This is a genomic window from Flavonifractor sp., assembly GCF_019422385.1.
In the GTDB taxonomy this organism is placed as follows: Bacteria; Bacillota; Clostridia; order Oscillospirales; family Oscillospiraceae; genus Flavonifractor; species Flavonifractor avistercoris.
In genome coordinates this window covers 1-17,356 of record NZ_JAHZDL010000053.1, presented here as the reverse complement: position 1 = coordinate 17,356, position 17,356 = coordinate 1, and the positions used below count along the sequence as shown (strand labels likewise).

The 17,356-nt window shown below is 64.5% G+C and carries 16 protein-coding genes; 15 read left to right on the top strand and 1 reads right to left on the bottom strand.

Translation table 11 applies throughout. From position 1 onward, the window contains the following. From thrC to QZ378_RS08175, 15 genes are all read left to right on the top strand, one after another. A partial coding sequence (thrC, locus tag QZ378_RS08245; protein WP_291257924.1) for a threonine synthase occupies nucleotides 1–1,184 on the top strand: 1,184 nt, incomplete at its 5' end. Then, the gene (locus tag QZ378_RS08240) at nucleotides 1,185–1,865 is read left to right on the top strand and encodes a metallophosphoesterase (RefSeq protein WP_291257923.1); all 681 of its coding nucleotides are present in this window, start codon (nucleotides 1,185–1,187) and stop codon (nucleotides 1,863–1,865) included. It abuts the gene before it with no gap. A gap of 116 nt (nucleotides 1,866–1,981) precedes the next feature. Further along, nucleotides 1,982–3,415: a trigger factor gene (tig, locus tag QZ378_RS08235; protein WP_291257922.1), complete on the top strand. Its 1,434-nt coding sequence runs from the start codon at nucleotides 1,982–1,984 to the stop codon at nucleotides 3,413–3,415. Nucleotides 3,416–3,510: 95 nt separating this feature from the next. Beyond that, the gene (gene clpP / locus QZ378_RS08230; protein WP_087240633.1) at nucleotides 3,511–4,092 is read left to right on the top strand and encodes an ATP-dependent Clp endopeptidase proteolytic subunit ClpP; all 582 of its coding nucleotides are present in this window, start codon (nucleotides 3,511–3,513) and stop codon (nucleotides 4,090–4,092) included. 70 nt (nucleotides 4,093–4,162) lie between these two features. After that, nucleotides 4,163–5,479: an ATP-dependent Clp protease ATP-binding subunit ClpX gene (gene clpX / locus QZ378_RS08225; protein WP_087240631.1), complete on the top strand. Its 1,317-nt coding sequence runs from the start codon at nucleotides 4,163–4,165 to the stop codon at nucleotides 5,477–5,479. Between the two features lie 71 nt (nucleotides 5,480–5,550). Next, entirely contained in the window at nucleotides 5,551–7,956 is a 2,406-nt protein-coding gene (gene lon, locus QZ378_RS08220; protein ID WP_291257921.1) for an endopeptidase La, read from the top strand. Between the two features lie 12 nt (nucleotides 7,957–7,968). Further along, nucleotides 7,969–8,568, top strand: coding sequence for a ribosome biogenesis GTP-binding protein YihA/YsxC (gene yihA, locus QZ378_RS08215; protein ID WP_087240627.1), 600 nt, complete (start codon nucleotides 7,969–7,971; stop codon nucleotides 8,566–8,568). Beyond that, nucleotides 8,565–9,332 carry a fumarylacetoacetate hydrolase family protein gene (locus QZ378_RS08210; protein ID WP_291257920.1) on the top strand — a complete coding sequence of 256 codons (768 nt, stop codon included), beginning with the start codon at nucleotides 8,565–8,567 and terminating at the stop codon, nucleotides 9,330–9,332. The genes yihA and QZ378_RS08210 overlap by 4 nt, the downstream gene beginning before the upstream one ends. A gap of 81 nt (nucleotides 9,333–9,413) precedes the next feature. Beyond that, the gene (locus tag QZ378_RS08205) at nucleotides 9,414–10,046 is read left to right on the top strand and encodes a redox-sensing transcriptional repressor Rex (protein WP_191378498.1); all 633 of its coding nucleotides are present in this window, start codon (nucleotides 9,414–9,416) and stop codon (nucleotides 10,044–10,046) included. Continuing rightward, on the top strand, nucleotides 10,043–11,155 hold the full coding sequence (locus QZ378_RS08200) for a hypothetical protein (RefSeq protein WP_291257919.1): 1,113 nt from the start codon (nucleotides 10,043–10,045) through the stop codon (nucleotides 11,153–11,155). The genes QZ378_RS08205 and QZ378_RS08200 overlap by 4 nt, the downstream gene beginning before the upstream one ends. 120 nt (nucleotides 11,156–11,275) lie before the next feature. After that, nucleotides 11,276–11,770, top strand: coding sequence for a MarR family winged helix-turn-helix transcriptional regulator (locus tag QZ378_RS08195; protein WP_291257918.1), 495 nt, complete (start codon nucleotides 11,276–11,278; stop codon nucleotides 11,768–11,770). Between the two features lie 30 nt (nucleotides 11,771–11,800). Continuing rightward, nucleotides 11,801–13,540, top strand: coding sequence for an ABC transporter ATP-binding protein (locus QZ378_RS08190; protein WP_291257917.1), 1,740 nt, complete (start codon nucleotides 11,801–11,803; stop codon nucleotides 13,538–13,540). Beyond that, nucleotides 13,533–15,410, top strand: coding sequence for an ABC transporter ATP-binding protein (locus tag QZ378_RS08185; protein ID WP_291257916.1), 1,878 nt, complete (start codon nucleotides 13,533–13,535; stop codon nucleotides 15,408–15,410). The genes QZ378_RS08190 and QZ378_RS08185 overlap by 8 nt, the downstream gene beginning before the upstream one ends. Before the next feature lie 111 nt (nucleotides 15,411–15,521). Next, nucleotides 15,522–15,671, top strand: coding sequence for a hypothetical protein (locus tag QZ378_RS08180; RefSeq protein ID WP_191378493.1), 150 nt, complete (start codon nucleotides 15,522–15,524; stop codon nucleotides 15,669–15,671). Between the two features lie 106 nt (nucleotides 15,672–15,777). Then, a complete protein-coding gene (locus QZ378_RS08175) occupies nucleotides 15,778–16,542 on the top strand; it encodes a 4Fe-4S binding protein (RefSeq protein ID WP_291257915.1) in 765 nt (254 codons plus the stop codon). A gap of 52 nt (nucleotides 16,543–16,594) precedes the next feature. Here QZ378_RS08175 and QZ378_RS08170 read toward each other — a convergent pair. Beyond that, nucleotides 16,595–17,356 (bottom strand): HAMP domain-containing sensor histidine kinase (locus QZ378_RS08170; protein ID WP_291257914.1); only part of this gene is annotated, 762 nt, incomplete at its 5' end.

Below are 17,356 nucleotides of genomic sequence, written 5' to 3'. Positions count from 1 at the left end.
TGGAGCTGTGGCACGGCCCCACCTGCGCCTTCAAGGACATGGCCCTGCAGATGCTGCCCCATCTGCTCTCCGCCTCCCTGGTGAAGAACCAGGAGGAGAAGACGGTGTGCATCCTGGTGGCCACCTCCGGCGACACCGGCAAGGCCGCCCTGGAGGGCTTCCGGGACGTGGAAAAGACCCGGATCCTGGTGTTCTACCCCAAGGACGGCGTCTCCGCCATCCAGGAGCTCCAGATGGCCACCCAGGAGGGGGAGAACGTGGGGGTGTGCTCTGTGGTGGGCAACTTCGACGACGCCCAGACCGGCGTGAAGAGGCTCTTCTCCGATGAGTCCCTGCGAGAGCAGCTGGCCGGCCGCGGCTTCTTCCTGTCCTCGGCCAACTCCATCAACTGGGGCCGGGTGCTGCCCCAGATCGTCTATTACATCTCCGCCTACTGTGATCTCATGCGGGCCGAGCGCATCCGCAAGGGGGACAAGGTCAACGTCTGCGTGCCCACCGGCAACTTCGGCAACATCCTGGCCGCCTGCTACGCCAGGGAGATGGGCGTGCCCATCGGCAGGCTGATCTGCGCCTCCAACTCCAACAACGTGCTCACCGATTTCCTGCGCACCGGTGTGTACGACCGCAACCGCACCTTCTACAACACCATGTCCCCCTCCATGGACATCCTGATCTCCTCCAACCTGGAGCGGCTGCTCTTCGCCCTCACCGGCCACGATGACGAGCAGGTGCGGGAGTACATGGGCCAGCTGAACCAGACCGGCCGCTATGAGGTGAGCCCCGCCATTCAGGACAGGCTGACCAGGCTCTTCTCCGCCGGCTTCTGTGACGACGCCCAGACCCAGAAGGTGATCGGGAGGATGTGGCAGGAGCACCACTACCTGATCGACCCCCACACCGCCGTGGCCTTCGACGTGCTGGAGCAGTACCGGAAGGAGACCGGCGACGACACCCCGGCCATCGTGGCCTCCACCGCCAGCCCCTTCAAGTTCTGCGACAGCGTGCTGGGCGCCCTGGGCGTCACCGAGCTGGCGGAGGGCACCGCCATCCTGGATCAGCTCTCCGAGCTCACCGGCGTGCCCGTCCCGGCCCCGCTGGCCGCCCTGAAGGACAAGCCGGTGCGCTTCCGGGAGACCGTCACCCGCGACCACATGGTGGATCAGGTGCTGGAGATGCTGCGCTGAATGGCCCTGTTTGCGATTGGGGACACCCACCTCTCCCTGTCCTCCAACAAGCCCATGGACGTGTTCGGCGGCGGCTGGGAGGGATACGTGGACAAGCTGCGCGCCGGCTTTACGGCAGTGGGGCCGGAGGATACGGTGGTGCTGTGCGGCGATCTGTCCTGGGGCATGAGCCTGGAGGAGGCGCGGGAGGACTTCGCCTTCCTGGACGCCCTGCCCGGGGCGCGGAAGCTGCTGCTCAAGGGCAACCACGACTACTGGTGGAACACGGCGGCCAAGATGAACCGCTTTTTCGCGGAGAACGGCTTTTCCACCCTCCAGATCCTCCACAACAACTGCTATGAGTACGGGGACTACGCCCTGTGCGGCACCCGGGGCTGGTTCTACGAGGAGACCGGCGACCAGAAGGTGTTCAAGCGGGAGCTGATCCGGCTGGAGGCTTCGCTGAAGGCGGCGGGGGAGCGGCCCAAGCTGTGCTTTCTCCACTACCCGCCCCTGTACCAGGGCTACTCCTGCCCGGAGATCATCGCCCTGCTGGAGCAGTACGGCGTGGAGCGGTGCTATTACGGCCATCTCCACGGCGGCAGCCACCGCCTGGCGGTGGAGGGGACGCAGGGCGGCGTGGAGTATCACCTGGTCTCCGCGGACTATGTGGGCTTCCGCCCGCAAAAAATCTGCGAATAATTGAAAAAAAGTATGGAAATTTTGGCGCATATCTGCTACTATAAAACGGATAACGCGAAAGATGGCCCCAAAGCGCCGGATCCGGCGCCCGGGGCTGACAGGAGGAAGTAAACAACATGAATGTCAAGAGCGTCGAAAAAAAGGAGAAGAGCACCGTCGAGCTGGTCATCGAGATCGGCAAGGAGGAGTTCGAGGCCGCCGTTGAGAAGGTCTATAAGAAGCAGCGCGGCAAGATCACTGTCCCCGGCTTCCGCAAGGGCAAGGCCCCCCGGAAGATCATCGAGGGCATGTACGGCTCCGGTGTGTTCTATGAAGACGCCATCAACGATCTTTATCCCGAGGCCTACACCCAGGCCGTGGAGCAGGAGAAGCTGGACACCGTGTCCTGGCCCAATGTGGAGGTGCTGGACGTGGGCAAGGACGGCCTGACCTTCAAGGCCACCGTCACTGTCCGCCCCGAGGTGAAGCTGGGCGAGTACAAGGGCCTCACTGCTGAGAAGAACGAGGTCACCATCACCGACGAGGACATCGAGGGTGAGCTCAAGCCCTTCATCAACCGCGCCACCCGCATGGTCACCGTGGAGCGGGAGGCCAAGGAGGGCGACACCGTGGTGATCGACTTCGAGGGCTTCCTGGACGGCACCCCCTTCGACGGCGGCAAGGCCGAGGGCCACAGCCTGGAGCTGGGCTCCGGCTCCTTCATCCCCGGCTTTGAGGAGCAGCTGGTTGGCACCAAGGCCGGCGACGAGAAGGAGCTGAACGTCACCTTCCCTGAGGACTACCACGCCGCCGAGCTGGCCGGCAAGCCCGTGGTCTTCAAGGTGAAGGTTCACGAGGTGAAGGAGAAGCAGCTGCCTCAGGTGGACGACGAGTTCGCCAAGGATGTGTCCGAGTTTGACACCCTGGCCGACTTCAAGAAGGATCTGGGCGACAAGCTGAAGGAGCGCCGGGAGTCCCAGGCCCAGCGGGACTTCGAGGCCGCGCTGATGGAGCAGGTCATGTCCAACATGGAGGTGGAGATCCCCGACGCCATGGTGGACTATGAGGCCGACCAGCTGGTCAACGACATGGCCCAGCGCATCCAGGCCCAGGGCATCCCCTTTGAGCAGTACCTGTCCATGATGGGCATGACCGTGGACATGATGCGGGAGCAGGCCAAGGCCGCCGCCATGGAGCGGGTGCGCCGCGACCTGGCCCTGGGCGCCATCGTGGCCGCCGAGAACATCACCGTCTCCGACGAGGAGATCGAGGAGGAGTACAAGCGCCTGGCCGAGCAGTACCACATGGAGCTGGACAAGGTGAAGGAGGCCGTGGACGCCGAGGGCATCCGCAAGGAGCAGAGCTACCACAAGGCCGAGCACGTGGTCTATGACAGCGCCAAGGTGGGCAAGGCCCCCGCCAAGAAGAAGGCTTCCTCCAAGAAGAAGGCCGAGGACGCCGCCGAGGGCGAGGAGAAGCCCAAGAAGACCACCCGCAAGACCACCAAGAAGAAGGCGGAGGAGCCTGCCGAGGCCGCCGAGGAGAAGGCTGAGGAGAAAACCGAGGAATAAGCTGCCAGCGGACGGGCATACTGTTGTGTGAGCCTGCCCGTCCCCGGCGGGATGGCCGGAACGTTCCGACATCAAAAAAAGGAGATCCTATTACCATGAGCTTAGTACCCTATGTAGTGGAGCAGACCAACCGCGGCGAGCGCTCTTACGACATCTTCTCCCGCCTGCTGAACGACCGCATTGTCTTCCTGGGGGAGGAGGTCAACGCCACCACGGCCAGCCTGGTGGTGGCCCAGCTGCTGTATCTGGAGGCCCAGGACCCCGACAAGGACATCCAGTTCTACATCAACAGCCCCGGCGGCTCGGTGACCGACGGCATGGCCATCTATGACACGATGCAGTACATCAAGTGCGACGTGTCCACCATCTGCATCGGCATGGCCGCCAGCATGGGTGCCTTCCTGCTCTCCTCCGGCGCCAAGGGCAAGCGCCTGGCCCTGCCCAACGCGGAGATCATGATCCACCAGCCCTCCGCCGGCACCCAGGGACAGATCACCGACATGGCCATTCACCTGAAGCGCCTGGAGATCATCAAGAAGCGCATGAACAAGATCCTGAGTGAGAACACCGGCAAGCCGCTGGAAGTGGTCACCGCCGACTGTGAGCGGGACAACTTCATGTCCGCGGAGGAGGCCATGGAGTACGGCCTCATTGACAAAGTCATCTATAAGCGATAAAATTCCACAAAGGGAGCGGGGAAGCCAACGTCCCGCTCCCTTTGAGTTCAAGAGACTGAGGTAGCACAACATGCCAAAAAATGACGAGCACAAGTCTGTCCGCTGCTCCTTCTGCGGCAAGCACCAGGAGCAGGTGGCCCGCATCATCGCCGGGCCCGGGGCCTATATCTGCAATGAGTGCGTCCACCTGTGCATGAGCATCCTGGACGACACCTACGATCCGGAGGAGCCCTTCAGCCCCGACATCCCCGACGTGATCCCCACCCCCCACGAGATCCGGACGGTACTGGACGAGTATATCATCGGGCAGGAGGACGCTAAGGTGGCCCTGTCCGTGGCGGTGTACAACCACTATAAGCGCATCTACTTCGGCGGCGGGGAGGATGTGGAGCTCCAGAAGAGCAACATCCTGCTCATGGGCCCCACCGGCTGCGGCAAGACCCTGTTTGCCCAGACACTGGCCCGGATTCTGAAGGTGCCCTTTGCCATTGCCGACGCCACCACCCTTACCGAGGCCGGCTACGTGGGCGACGACGTGGAGAACATCCTCCTGCGCCTGGTGCAGGCCGCCGACTACGACATCGAACTGGCGGAGCGGGGCATCATCTACGTGGACGAGATCGACAAGATCGCCCGCAAGAGCGAGAACACCTCCATCACCCGGGATGTGTCCGGCGAGGGCGTGCAGCAGGCCCTGCTGAAGATCCTGGAGGGCACCGTGGCCAACGTGCCGCCCCAGGGCGGCCGGAAGCACCCCCACCAGGAGTTCATCCAGATCAACACCAAAAACATCCTCTTCATCTGCGGCGGCGCCTTCGACGGGATGGAGAAGATCATCGAGCAGCGCCTGGACAAGAAGACCATCGGCTTCGGCGCCGACATCAAGACCAAGGGGGAGCGGGACACCACCTCTGTGCTCAAGCAGGTGCAGCCCCACGATCTGCTGAAGTTCGGCATCATCCCCGAGCTGGTGGGCCGTCTTCCGGTGATCACCACCCTCAGCGCCCTGGACAAGGGCCAGCTGGTGCGCATCCTCACCGAGCCCAAGAACGCCCTGGTGAAGCAGTACCAGAAGCTGCTGGAGTATGACATGGTGGATCTGAGCTTTGACACCCAGGCCCTGGAGGCCGCCGCCGACAAGGCCATTGAGCGGGGCATCGGCGCCCGCGGCCTGCGGGCCGTGCTGGAGGAGGTCATGACCCAGCTGATGTACGACGTGCCCTCTGATCCCACCATTGCCAAGGTGACCATCACGGAGGAGAGCGTGAAGGATCACGCGCCGCCGAAGATTGAGCGCGATCCCAGCCGCACCCAGCGGCCCCGGCTGGGCGGCGCCTCGCTCCATGCGGAGCAGGGCGGCGCTGTGCCCAAGGGGAACGTATCTTAAACACATCCGGCGGGGCGGGGGCGGTGCCCTCGCCCTGCTTTGGTTTCAACTCCGGAAGGGAGGGAGACGCCATGGAAACCAATCTGCAGAAGACCATGCCCGCCCTGGCGCTGCGGGGGCTGACGGTCTTCCCCAACATGCTGCTCCACTTTGACGTGGGCCGGGCGGCCTCCATCAAGGCCCTGGACGAGTCCATGGGCTCCGGCCAGCCCATTTTCCTGGTGGCCCAGCGGGATCTGGCCGTGGAGGATCCGCAGGAGAAAGACCTTTACAGTGTCGGCACCGTCTGCAATGTGCGCCAGCTCCTCCGCCTGCCCGGCGACAATGTGCGGGTGATGGTGGAGGGCCTGAGCCGGGGCCGCCTGCTGGAGATGACCCAGACCGAGCCCTATCTGGCCGCCCGGGTGGAGGAGCTCCCCGCCGAACAGCCGGTGCGCCGCTCCGCCCGGACGGAGGCGCTGATCCGCCAGACCTATGAGCTCTTTGAGTCCTTCATCGAGCTGGCCCCCAAGATGACCCCCGACATCCTCCTGTCGGTGCTGTCCAGCGAGGATCCCGGCTACATCGCCGACTACATCGCCCAGAACCTGCCCATGCGCACCGGCGACAAGCAGGCCATCCTGGAGGAGCTGCGGCCGGTGCGCCGGCTGGAGCGCCTGTGCCAGAGCCTCCGCCGGGAGGTGGAGATCCTGGAGATGGAGCAGGAGCTCCAGGGCAAGGTGCGGGAGCAGCTCACCCGCAGCCAGCGGGACTATGTCCTGCGGGAGCAGATGAAGGTGATCCAGCAGGAGCTGGGGGAGGACGGCGCCGGCGGAGACAGTGAGCTGGCCGAGTACCGCCAGCGCATCGCCGGGGCAAAGCTGCCCCGGGAGGTGGCGGACAAGCTGAACAAAGAGGTGGGCCGCCTGGAGAAGCAGCCCTTCGGCTCCGCCGAGGCCAGCGTCATCCGGGGCTATCTGGACACGGTGCTGGAGCTGCCCTGGGGAAAGAAGACGAAGGAGCGGGTGGACGTGGCGGCCGCGCGGAAGGTGCTGGACGCCGACCACTTCGGCCTGGACAAGGTGAAGGAGCGCATCCTGGAGTTCCTGGCCGTCAAGCAGCTCGCCCCCCAGCTGAGGGGGCAGATCCTCTGCCTGGTGGGCCCGCCCGGCGTGGGCAAGACCTCCATCGCCATGAGCATGGCCAGGGCTGTCAACCGGAAGCTCTCCCGCATCTCCCTGGGCGGCGTCCACGACGAGGCGGAGATCCGCGGCCACCGCAAGACCTATGTGGGGGCCATGCCCGGCCGCATCATTGCCGCGGTGCGGCAGGCGGGCACCTGCAACCCTCTGCTGCTGCTGGACGAGATCGACAAGCTGGGCAATGATCAGCGGGGGGATCCCGCATCCGCCCTGCTGGAGGTGCTGGACGCCGAGCAGAACAGCACCTTCCGGGACCACTATCTGGAGGTGCCCTTCGATCTGTCCGACGTGCTCTTCATCACCACCGCCAACACCCTGGACACCATCCCCCGGCCCCTGCTGGATCGGATGGAGGTCATTGAGCTGACCAGCTACACCGACGAGGAGAAGCTGCAGATCGCCAAGCGGCACCTGCTGCCCCGTGAGCGCAAGCGCCACGGCCTGCGGGGCGGCCAGCTCAAGCTCACCGACGACGCCATCCGGGAGGTAATCCGGGGCTACACCCGGGAGTCCGGCGTGCGCATCCTGGAGCGGCGGCTGGCCGCCCTGTGCCGCAAGGCCGCTATGCGTGTGGTTTCAGACGGTGTAAAGTCTGTCCACGTGACGGGAGATAACGTGGAGGAGTACCTGGGCGTCCGCCGCTACCATCCGGAGCGCCTGTCCCGCACGGAGCAGGTGGGGGTGGTCAACGGCCTGGCCTGGACGAGTGTGGGCGGCGAGATCCTGGAGGTGGAGGCGGCTGTGGTGCCCGGTACCGGCAAGGTGGAGCTCACCGGCAACCTGGGGGACGTGATGAAGGAATCCGCCCACGCCGCCCTGTCCTATATCCGGGGACGGGCCGCCGCCCTGGGCCTGCCGGAGGACTTTTACCAGAAGAAGGATATCCATGTCCACTTCCCGGAGGGGGCCGTGCCCAAGGACGGGCCCTCCGCCGGCATCGCCATCACCACCGCCATGGTGTCCGCCCTTACCGGCGCCCCGGTGCGGCGGGAGATCGCCATGACAGGCGAAGTCACCTTACGGGGCCGCGTGCTGCCCATCGGCGGGCTGAAGGAAAAGACCATGGCCGCCTACCGCAGCGGCATCAAGACCGTGTTCCTGCCGGCGGACAACCTGCCGGATCTGGAGGATATCGACCCCACGGTTCGCGCCGCCCTGCGCTTTGTGCCGGTGGAGCAGGTGGACACGGTGCTGGCCGAGGCACTGGAGCAGGCCGGCCAGGCCGCTGCCCCCGACCTGCCCCGTCCGCATCAGAGCACGGTGGCCAGCCGAGAAGTGCCCACCTTCCGACAGTGAGGACGTGATAGGATGCGAGTGAATTTACAGAAGGCGGAGTTTGTGCGCTCCGCCGCCAAGGCCGCCGATTTCCCCCGGGATCGGCTGCCCCAGGTGGCCTTTGCCGGGCGGTCAAACGTGGGGAAGTCGTCGGTGATCAACCGGCTGCTCAACCGAAAGAACTTCGCCCGGGTGGGGGCGGCGCCGGGCAAGACCACCCATATCAACTATTTTCTCATTGACGGGGCCTTCTACCTGGTGGATCTGCCCGGCTACGGCTATGCCAAGGTGTCCCAGGCGGAGAAGGCCCGGTGGGGGCGGCTCATGGAGGAGTGGTTTGCCGACAGCTCCCTCATGACCCTGGGTCTGCAGATTGTGGACGCCCGGCACAAGCCCACGGCAGACGACTGCACCATGGCGGCGTTTTTCAAGAACAGCGGCCGCCCCTTCGCCGTAGTGGCCAATAAGCTGGACAAGCTGCGCAAAAGCGACATCGAGCCCAATCTGGCCCGGATCCGGGAAACCCTGGAGCTGGATGAGTCTGTCAGGCTGATCCCCTTTTCGGCAGAGAAGGGGGACGGAAAGCAGGAACTGCTGGATCTGATTCTGGAGCACGCGGAGGGGAGCTTATGAAGTACGTAAAAATCCTTCGGGATGGAAAGGGCGTCTGGGGCGTCCTCCACGGCGAGGTGGTGCGTACCCTGCTGGAACCGCCCTTTGAGGGGCTCCGCTATGACGGGGAGAGCCTGCCACTGGAGGCCTGCCGTCTGCTGGCCCCCTGCGAGGCCACCAAGCTGGTCTGCGTGGGCAAGAACTACTACGACCACATCGAAGAGATGAAGTCCATGCTGGACGCCTCTCACAACCCGGACAAGCCCACCCTGTTTTTGAAGGCCCCCAACGCCCTCAATACGCACCTGGGGACGGTTCACGCCCCCGATTTTGTGGGCCGGCTGGATTACGAGGGGGAGCTGGGCGTGGTCATGAAGCGCCGGGCCAAGGATGTGCCGGCGGAGCGGGCCATGGACTATGTCCTGGGCTTCACCTGTCTCAACGACGTCACCGCCCGGGACGTGCAGAAGTCCGACGGTCAGTGGGCCCGGGGCAAGAACATGGACGGCTTTGCCCCCGTGGGCCCGGTGGTCACCGACGAGGTGGATCCCGCCAGCCTGGACATCCGCACCCTGCTGAACGGGGAGGTGGTGCAGCAGAGCAATACCCGCCTGCTGATCACCAGCGTCCCGGAGATCATCGCCTTCATCACCGCGTCCATGACCCTGGAGCCCGGCGACGTGATCGCCACCGGCACCCCCGCCGGCGTGGGCCCCATGCATCCCGGCGACACGGTGGAGGTGGAGATCCAGGGCATCGGCACCCTGCGCAGCCGGATTGTGTGACCGGCGGCGTTGACAGCGCCGGGTATTTTGGGTAAACTGAGAGGGACGGACAGAGCTTCGCACGGGAAGAGGGAGACAAACATGAAAAAGGACAAGGTGTCCAGTGCCGTGATCCGGCGGCTTCCCCGGTACTACCGGCACCTGAACGACCTGTATCTGGCGGGGGTGGAGCGCATTTCCTCCAACGCCCTGGGCAGATCCATGGGCCTGACGGCCTCCCAGATCCGGCAGGATCTCTCCTGCTTCGGGGAGTTCGGACAGCAGGGCTATGGCTACAACGTGGAGAACCTGCGGGGGGAGATCTCCGAGATTCTGGGCATGAAGCGGGGGCACACCGCGGTGGTGGTGGGCGCGGGCAACCTGGGCCGGGCGCTGATTGAGAACTTCCATTTCGACCGCTCCGGCGTGAAGCTCATCGCCGCCTTTGACATCGCCCCGCCGCTGGTGGGGCAGGAGTTTTCCGGCACCGCCATCCACCACGTGGATCAGCTGGAGCGATACCTGAGTCAGAATCCCGCCAGCATCGGGGTGCTCACCGTGCCCCGGGGGGTGGCCAATCAGATCGCCGGACGCCTGGTGGCCTGCGGCGTGAAGGGGATCTGGAACTTCACCAACATTGAGCTGAACCTGAACGCGCCGGGGGTTGTGGTTGAAAATGTCCACTTCGCCGACAGCCTGCTGGCCCTGAACTACATGATTTCGGAGGCGCCATGAGACGACTTGCCGCGGGACTGCTGGCTCTCATTGTCCTCATCAGCTGCGCGGCGGTGTACGCCGCCAGTGGGGGAGAGAGCCTGATTACCCAGACCTATCTGGAGGAGACCTATGTGCCCGGCGTGCTGGAGCAGGCCCAGGCCCGGGTGGAGGAGAAGACCCAGAGCATCTATCAGTCGGCGTCCTCCGTATTGGAGGGACGCCACAGCGCATATCTGAACGGCGGAAACTCCGCCCTTACGGATTGCCGTTTCAAGGAGGGGGACGTGCTCACCCTGCCCGCCGGCTCCGGCGTGCTGTTGCTGGCGGGGGGCGCCTCTGTCAGCACGGGGACTCTGGTGGACGTGACGGCCGGAACCGCGCTGTCCGCCGGGGCCGCCCTGACCGCCCGCCACCGTGGCCTGGCGGCAGAGGGCGGCGGGACGGTGACCGTCACCTCCGACACCGCCGTGCTGAGTCTGGAGGGCACCTATACCATTGTCCCCGGCTCCGGGGTGGACTACAACGCCCTGGCCGATGCCCTGAGGGACATGGGCCTGTTCCAGGGCACCGGTACCGCCTACGGCTCCGGCTATGATCTGGAGGTGGCCCCCACCCGGCTGGTGGGCCTGGTCATGTTCCTCCGCCTGATCGGGGAGGAGGGAGCCGCCCTGAGCAGCACGGCGGCCAACCCGTTTGTGGACACCCCGGCCTGGTGCGACCGCTATGTGGCCTATGCCTATGAGCAGGGCTATACCCAGGGGATCGGCCCCGGCCTGGACGGATGGCTCTACTTCGGAGCCAACACCAACATCACGGCGGGGGAGTATGTGACCTTCCTGCTGCGGGCCCTGGGCTACACGGACAGCGGCACCTCCCCGGATTTCACCTGGAGCACCGCTCTGGATCGCGCGGTGGAGCTGGGGGTGCTCACCTCCGCCGAACGCACCGCCCTGAACAGCGGGAGCTTCCTGCGGGCACAGGTGGTTTACCTGTCCTACTTCGCCCTGTCCGTGCCCCTGAAGGACGGCAGCGGCATCCTGCTGGACAAGACGGCGGCCAGCAGCGGCGTGGACAAGAGCCAGCTGCAGGCCGTCATGGACGGCGTGGCTGTGTCCCGCCTGTCCTGAACACCCGCACCCAGTAAAAAGCCTCCCGGCTGACGGGAGGCTTTTTGTATATTGTGCTCATTGACAACTGTTAGCAAGGAAACTAAAATAATACTGTTCAAACAAGGAGGTGAAGGGCGCATGCGGCGAGAGCGTCATATCGGCTATGAGATCAAGGCCCTGTCCAATCTGATGCGGCGGAAGATGTGGGAACAGGCCGGCCGGCCGGACTGTGACGAGTTTACCGAGATGCAGGGGATGCTGCTGGGATTCCTCTGCCGGAACCGGGATCAGGAGATCTTCCAGAAGACGCTGGAGGAGGTGTTCTCCATCCGGCGCTCCACGGCCTCCCGGCTGCTGAAAAACATGGAGGCGGAGGGGCTGATTGTCCGCCTTCCGGTGAGCCGGGACGCCAGGCTCAAGCGGGTGATGGTCACGCCAAAGGCGGAGGCCCTCAACCAGCAGGCGGCGATCCGTATCCAGCATGTGGAGGCGGCGCTGACCCGGGGACTGACCCAGGCGGAGCTCGACCAGTTCATGGCGACGGTGGAGAAGCTCAAGCACAATCTGACGGAGCTGTCCAATCCGCGGCCTGAGGCAGAGCGATCGACGGGCAGTCCTCATGCTAACAGTTAGCAGGCGAATTTCACCCAAGGAGGGAACCCTATGAAGAAAAAACGCAGCATAGCGGGCTGTATCAAGGAGTTCTGGCCGGCCACTATTCTGACGCCGGTTTTCGTCATCGGCGAGGTGGTCTTTGACGTGCTGATCCCCACGATGACCGGCAAGCTGCTGGACGAGGGCGTGGAGGCCGGCAGCATGCACCACATCGCCCTCTACGGCCTGACGGTCGTGGCCATGGCGCTGGTGGCTCTGCTGCTGGGCGCCCTGTCCGGCCGCTTTACGGCCAAGGCGTCCACCGGCCTGTCCCGCAATCTGCGGCGGGAGATGTACGCCAACGTCCAGAAATTTTCCTTTTCCAACATTGACAAGTACTCCACCGGCGGTATCATCACCCGCCTGACCACCGACGTGACCAACGTGCAGATGGCCTTCATGATGATCATCCGCATCGCGGTGCGCTGCCCCATCATGCTCATCTGCGCCTGGGTGATGACCTTTACCATCAACCCCCAGCTGGCCCTGGTCTTCCTGGTCGTGATCCCGGTTCTGGCGCTGGGCCTGCTCTTCATCATGACCCGCGCCCATCCCATCTTTGAGCGGGTGTTCAAAAAGTACGACTGGATGAACAACGTGGTGCAGGAGAACCTGCTGGGCATCCGGGTGGTCAAGTCCTTCGTGCGGGAGGAGCACGAGAAGGAGAAATTCGGCAAGGTCTCCAAGGAGATCTACCTGGACTTCTCCAAGGCCGAGAAGATTCTGGCCTTCAACAGCCCCCTGATGCAGCTGTGTGTGGCCGCCTGCATCCTCACGGTGTCCTGGCTGGGCGCCCACCTGATCGTGGACGGCTCCATGACCACCGGCCAGCTCACCAGCATGTTCAGCTATATCATGATGATCCTCATGAACCTGATGATGCTGTCCATGGTGGTGGTCATGATCGTCATCGCCCGCGCCTCTGCCGAGCGTATCACCGAGCTGCTCAACGAGGAGAGCGACCTCCAGAACGGCCCCAACCCCATTGAGGAGGTCAAGGACGGCTCCGTGGTGTTTGAGAATGTCAGCTTCAGCTATGCCAAGGATCCCTCCAAGGAGTGCCTGAAGGACGTGAACCTGACCATCAAATCCGGCGAGACGGTGGGCATCCTGGGCGGCACCGGCACCTCCAAGACCACCCTGGTGCAGCTGATCCCCCGCCTGTACGACGCCACCGAGGGCCGCGTGCTGGTGGGCGGCGTGGACGTGCGGGACTACGACATGGAGGCCCTGCGGGAGCAGGTTGCCATGGTGCTCCAGAAGAACGTGCTCTTCTCCGGCACCATCAAGGACAATCTGCGCTGGGGCAACAAGGAGGCCACCGACGAGGAGATGGTTCGGGTGTGCAGGCTGGCCCAGGCCGACCCCTTCATCCAGGAGTTCCCCGACAAGTACGACACCTACATCGAGCAGGGCGGCTCCAACGTGTCCGGCGGCCAGAAGCAACGCCTGTGCATTGCCCGCGCCCTGCTGAAAAAGCCCAAGATCCTGATCCTGGACGACTCCACCTCCGCCGTGGACACCAAGACCGACGCGCTGATCCGCAAGGCGTTCCGGGAGGAGATCCCCGAGACCACCAAGTTCATCATCGCCCAGCGCATCTCCTCCATTGAGGATGCCGACAAGATCCTGGTGATGGACGGCGGCAGGATCGCCGCCATGGGCACCCACGCGGAGCTGCTCCAGACCTGTGACATCTACCGCGAAATCTATGAGTCCCAGACGAAGGGAGGCAGCGACGATGAATAAGGCTCCGGTGAATCGCAAGCACGTGGTGGGCCGCCTGCTCAGCTACGTGGGCCGCGGCTACCTGGCCCTGTTCGTGGTGGTCATCCTGTGCATCCTGGTCAGCGCCGTGGCCTCCGTGTCCGGCTCCCTGTTCCTGGGCACCCTGATTGACAACTACATCGTGCCCCTGGCCGCCATGGCCAATCCGGATTTCAGCGGCCTGCTGCGGGTGATCCTCATGATGGCCTGCCTGTATCTTGTGGGCGCCCTGTGCGCCTTTGCCTACAACCGCATTATGGTCACTATCTCCCAGGGCGTGCAGAAGCGCATCCGCGACGATCTGTTCGGCCACATGCAGACCCTGCCCATCAAGTACTTTGACACCCACGCCCACGGCGACGTGATGAGCGTCTACTCCAACGACGTGGACACCTTGCGCCAGATGCTCTCCCAGAGCATTCCCCAGGTGATCAACTCGGCCATGATGATTCTGGTCACCTTTGTCAGCATGCTGGCCACCAACCTGCTGCTCACCGGCGTGGTGATCCTGTGCATCATCGTCATGCTGCTGGTCACCAAGTTCCTGGCCGGCCGCAGCGGCCGCTATTTCGTCCAGCAGCAGGTGAAGCTGGGCGATCTGAACGGCTATATCGAGGAGATGATCAACGGCCAGAAGGTGGTCAAGGTTTTCTGCCACGAGGAGGAGGCCCAGGAGGGCTTTGACAAGGTGAACGACGCCCTGTGTGAGAGCGCCGACAAGGCCAACAAGTACGCCAACATCCTCATGCCCATCCTGATCAACATCGGCAACGTCCAGTATGTGATCGTAGCCATGGCCGGCGGCGCGCTGGCCCTGGGCGGCATCGACGCCGGCATCACCCTGGGCACCATCGCCACCTTCCTCCAGCTGTCCAAGAGCTTCTCCAACCCCATCAGCCAGATTTCCCAGCAGTTCAACTCCGTGGTCATGGCCCTGGCGGGCGCCCAGCGGATCTTCAATCTGATGGATGAGCCCTCCGAGGAGGATCACGGCACCGTCACCCTGGTGAACGTGTCCTATGACAAGGACGGCCAGACCCTGGTGGAGACCCGTGAGCACACCAACCTGTGGGCGTGGAAGGTGCCCCAGGCCGACGGCAGCGTCCAGTATGTCAAGCTGGCCGGCGACGTGCGCTTCGACCACGTGGACTTCGCCTACGAGGAGGGCAAGACCATCCTCCACGACATCAGCCTGTTCGCCAAGCCCGGCCAGAAGCTGGCCTTCGTGGGCGCCACCGGCGCGGGCAAGACCACCATCACCAACCTGATCAACCGCTTCTACGACATCGCCGACGGCAAGATCCACTACGACGGCATCTCCATCAACGACATCAAGAAGCCGGATCTCCGCCGCTCCCTGGGCATCGTGCTCCAGGACACCAACCTGTTCACCGGCACCGTCCGGGAGAACATCCGCTACGGCAACCTGGACGCCACCGACGAGGAGGTGGAGGCCGCCGCCGTGCTGGCCAACGCGGACGACTTCATCCGCCGCCTGCCCCAGGGCTATGACACCATGCTCACCGGCAACGGCGCCAACCTGTCCCAGGGCCAGCGGCAGCTCATCGCCATCGCCCGGGCCGCCGTGGCCGACCCGCCGGTGATGATCCTGGACGAGGCCACCTCCTCCATCGACACCCGCACCGAGGCCATTGTCCAGCGGGGCATGGACGCCCTGATGAGCGGCCGCACCGTGTTCGTCATCGCCCACCGCCTGTCCACCGTCCGCAACTCCGACGCCATCATGGTGCTGGATCACGGCCGCATCGTGGAGCGGGGCGACCACGAGGATCTGATCCAGCAGCACGGCATCTACTATCAGCTCTATACCGGTGCTTTTGAACTGGAGTAAAATCCGCACCTACAGCCCATTCCGGCATAGAATGGATTGAAACCGGGCCGGAGGCGGTCTTCCGCCGCACCGGCGCCAGGTTTCCATCTTCATACCGGGAGGTACTTCATAATGGGGTGCAATAATGGCTGCGGATTCGGCGGCGGCGGTTGCCTGTGGATCATCCTGATCATCATCCTGCTTTGCTGCTGCTGCGGCGGCAACAGCTGGGGCGGCAATGGCTGCGGCTGCAACAACGGCTGCGGCAACAGCTGCTGCTGAGTACAGACCGTCAGAGCCGGAAGAAGGCAGAAAGACGCGCCGCGGGGCTGAGTCCCGCGGCGCGCTTTTTTCAGGAAAAGAAAACAGCGGAAAGGAAGGAACAACCATGGAACAGCGCGTTACCGCACTCTATTTCAGCCCCACCCACGGAACCCGCGCCTATGTCCGGGCCGTGGCGGCGGCCATTCCCGGCGAGCACCGGGAGGTGGATCTGACCCGCCCGGAGGAGCGGAGGAAGGAATATCACTTTACAGAAAATGATCTGGTGATCCTGGGTGTGCCGGTGTACTACGGCCGGGTGCCGGAGGTGGAGGGCCTGCTGGACGGCCTCCACGGCGGGAACACCCCCGTCATTCTGCTGGCGGTGTACGGAAACCGGCTCATTGACGACGCCCTGGTGGAGCTGAGCGACCTGTGCGCCGCCCGGGGCTTCCGCACCCTGGCGGCCGGGTCTTTTGTGGCTCCCCACACCTTCTCGGCCAAGGTGGGGAAGGGCCGGCCCAGCGAGGCGGATCTGGCCGCGGCGGCGGAGCTGGGCCGCCGGGCGGCGGACAAGCTGTCCGGGGCGTGGGAGCCCCCGGCGCTGCCGGGGAACCGGCCCTACCGGGACTTCCAGCGGGCCCCCTTCTATCCGGAGGGGGACGGGAGCTGTACCGGCTGCGGCGCCTGCGCCCGGGCCTGCCCGGTGGAGGCCATCGACCCGGCCGCTCCCCGGGAGACCGACGGGGAGAAGTGCATCCGCTGCCTGGCCTGTGTCCACGCCTGCCCAACCGGCAGCCGCAGGGTGGAGGGGGCTGCCTTTTCCGCCACCGTGGCCCATCTGGAGGAGGCCCTCACCAAGACGGAGCGGCCGCCGGAGCTGTATCTCTAAATCCTCAAAAGCGGAGGTGCGCCGTATGGCGCACCTCCGCTTTTTGATATTCCTATATGGTTTCCTCCTGGGGTGGCCGCTCCATGGTGAGGGGGAAGGAGACAGCGGCGGTGAACAGATCCGCCTGGGTCTGGACGGAGAAGGCGCCGCCGCAGGCCTCGGTGAAGGTGCGGGCGATGGACAGGCCCAGGCCGCTGCCCCCGTCGGTGCGGCTCTCGTCCCCCCGGACGAACCGCTCGGTGAGATCCACCCCGTCGGGCAGCTCCTCCTTAGAGGTGTTACGCACCATGGCTGTGGCCTGAAGCCCCTCCACGGTGAGATCCAGGTAGACCCGGGAGCCGGGCAGGGAGTATTTCAGCGCGTTGCCGATCAGGTTCTGGAACACCCGGTAGAGCCGGTCCCCGTCGGCGGCGATCCACACCGGCGCATCGGGCAGGCGGGGCTTGAGGCTCAGGCCGCTCTCCTCGATGGCCTCCTCCATGTCCGCCAGGGTCTGGCGGAGCAGCTTTGCAAAGTCCAGCGGCTTTACATCTACCCGCAGGTTGCCGGTGGTGGCCTTGCTCACCTCGAACACGTCCTGCACCATGGTCTGGAGGCGTTTTGCCTTGTCGGACAGGATGTGGACATAGTCCCGCGCGGCTTCGGGCAGGTCGTCCTCCTGTTTCAGCAGCTCCGCGTAGCTGATGATGGAGGTGAGGGGGGTTTTCAGATCGTGGGAGACGTTGGTGATCAGCTCCACCTTCATCCGCTCGCTGCGCATCCGCTCGTCCAGGGCGGTGCGCAGGCCCGCCTCCATGTGGGAGAGCTGCTCCGC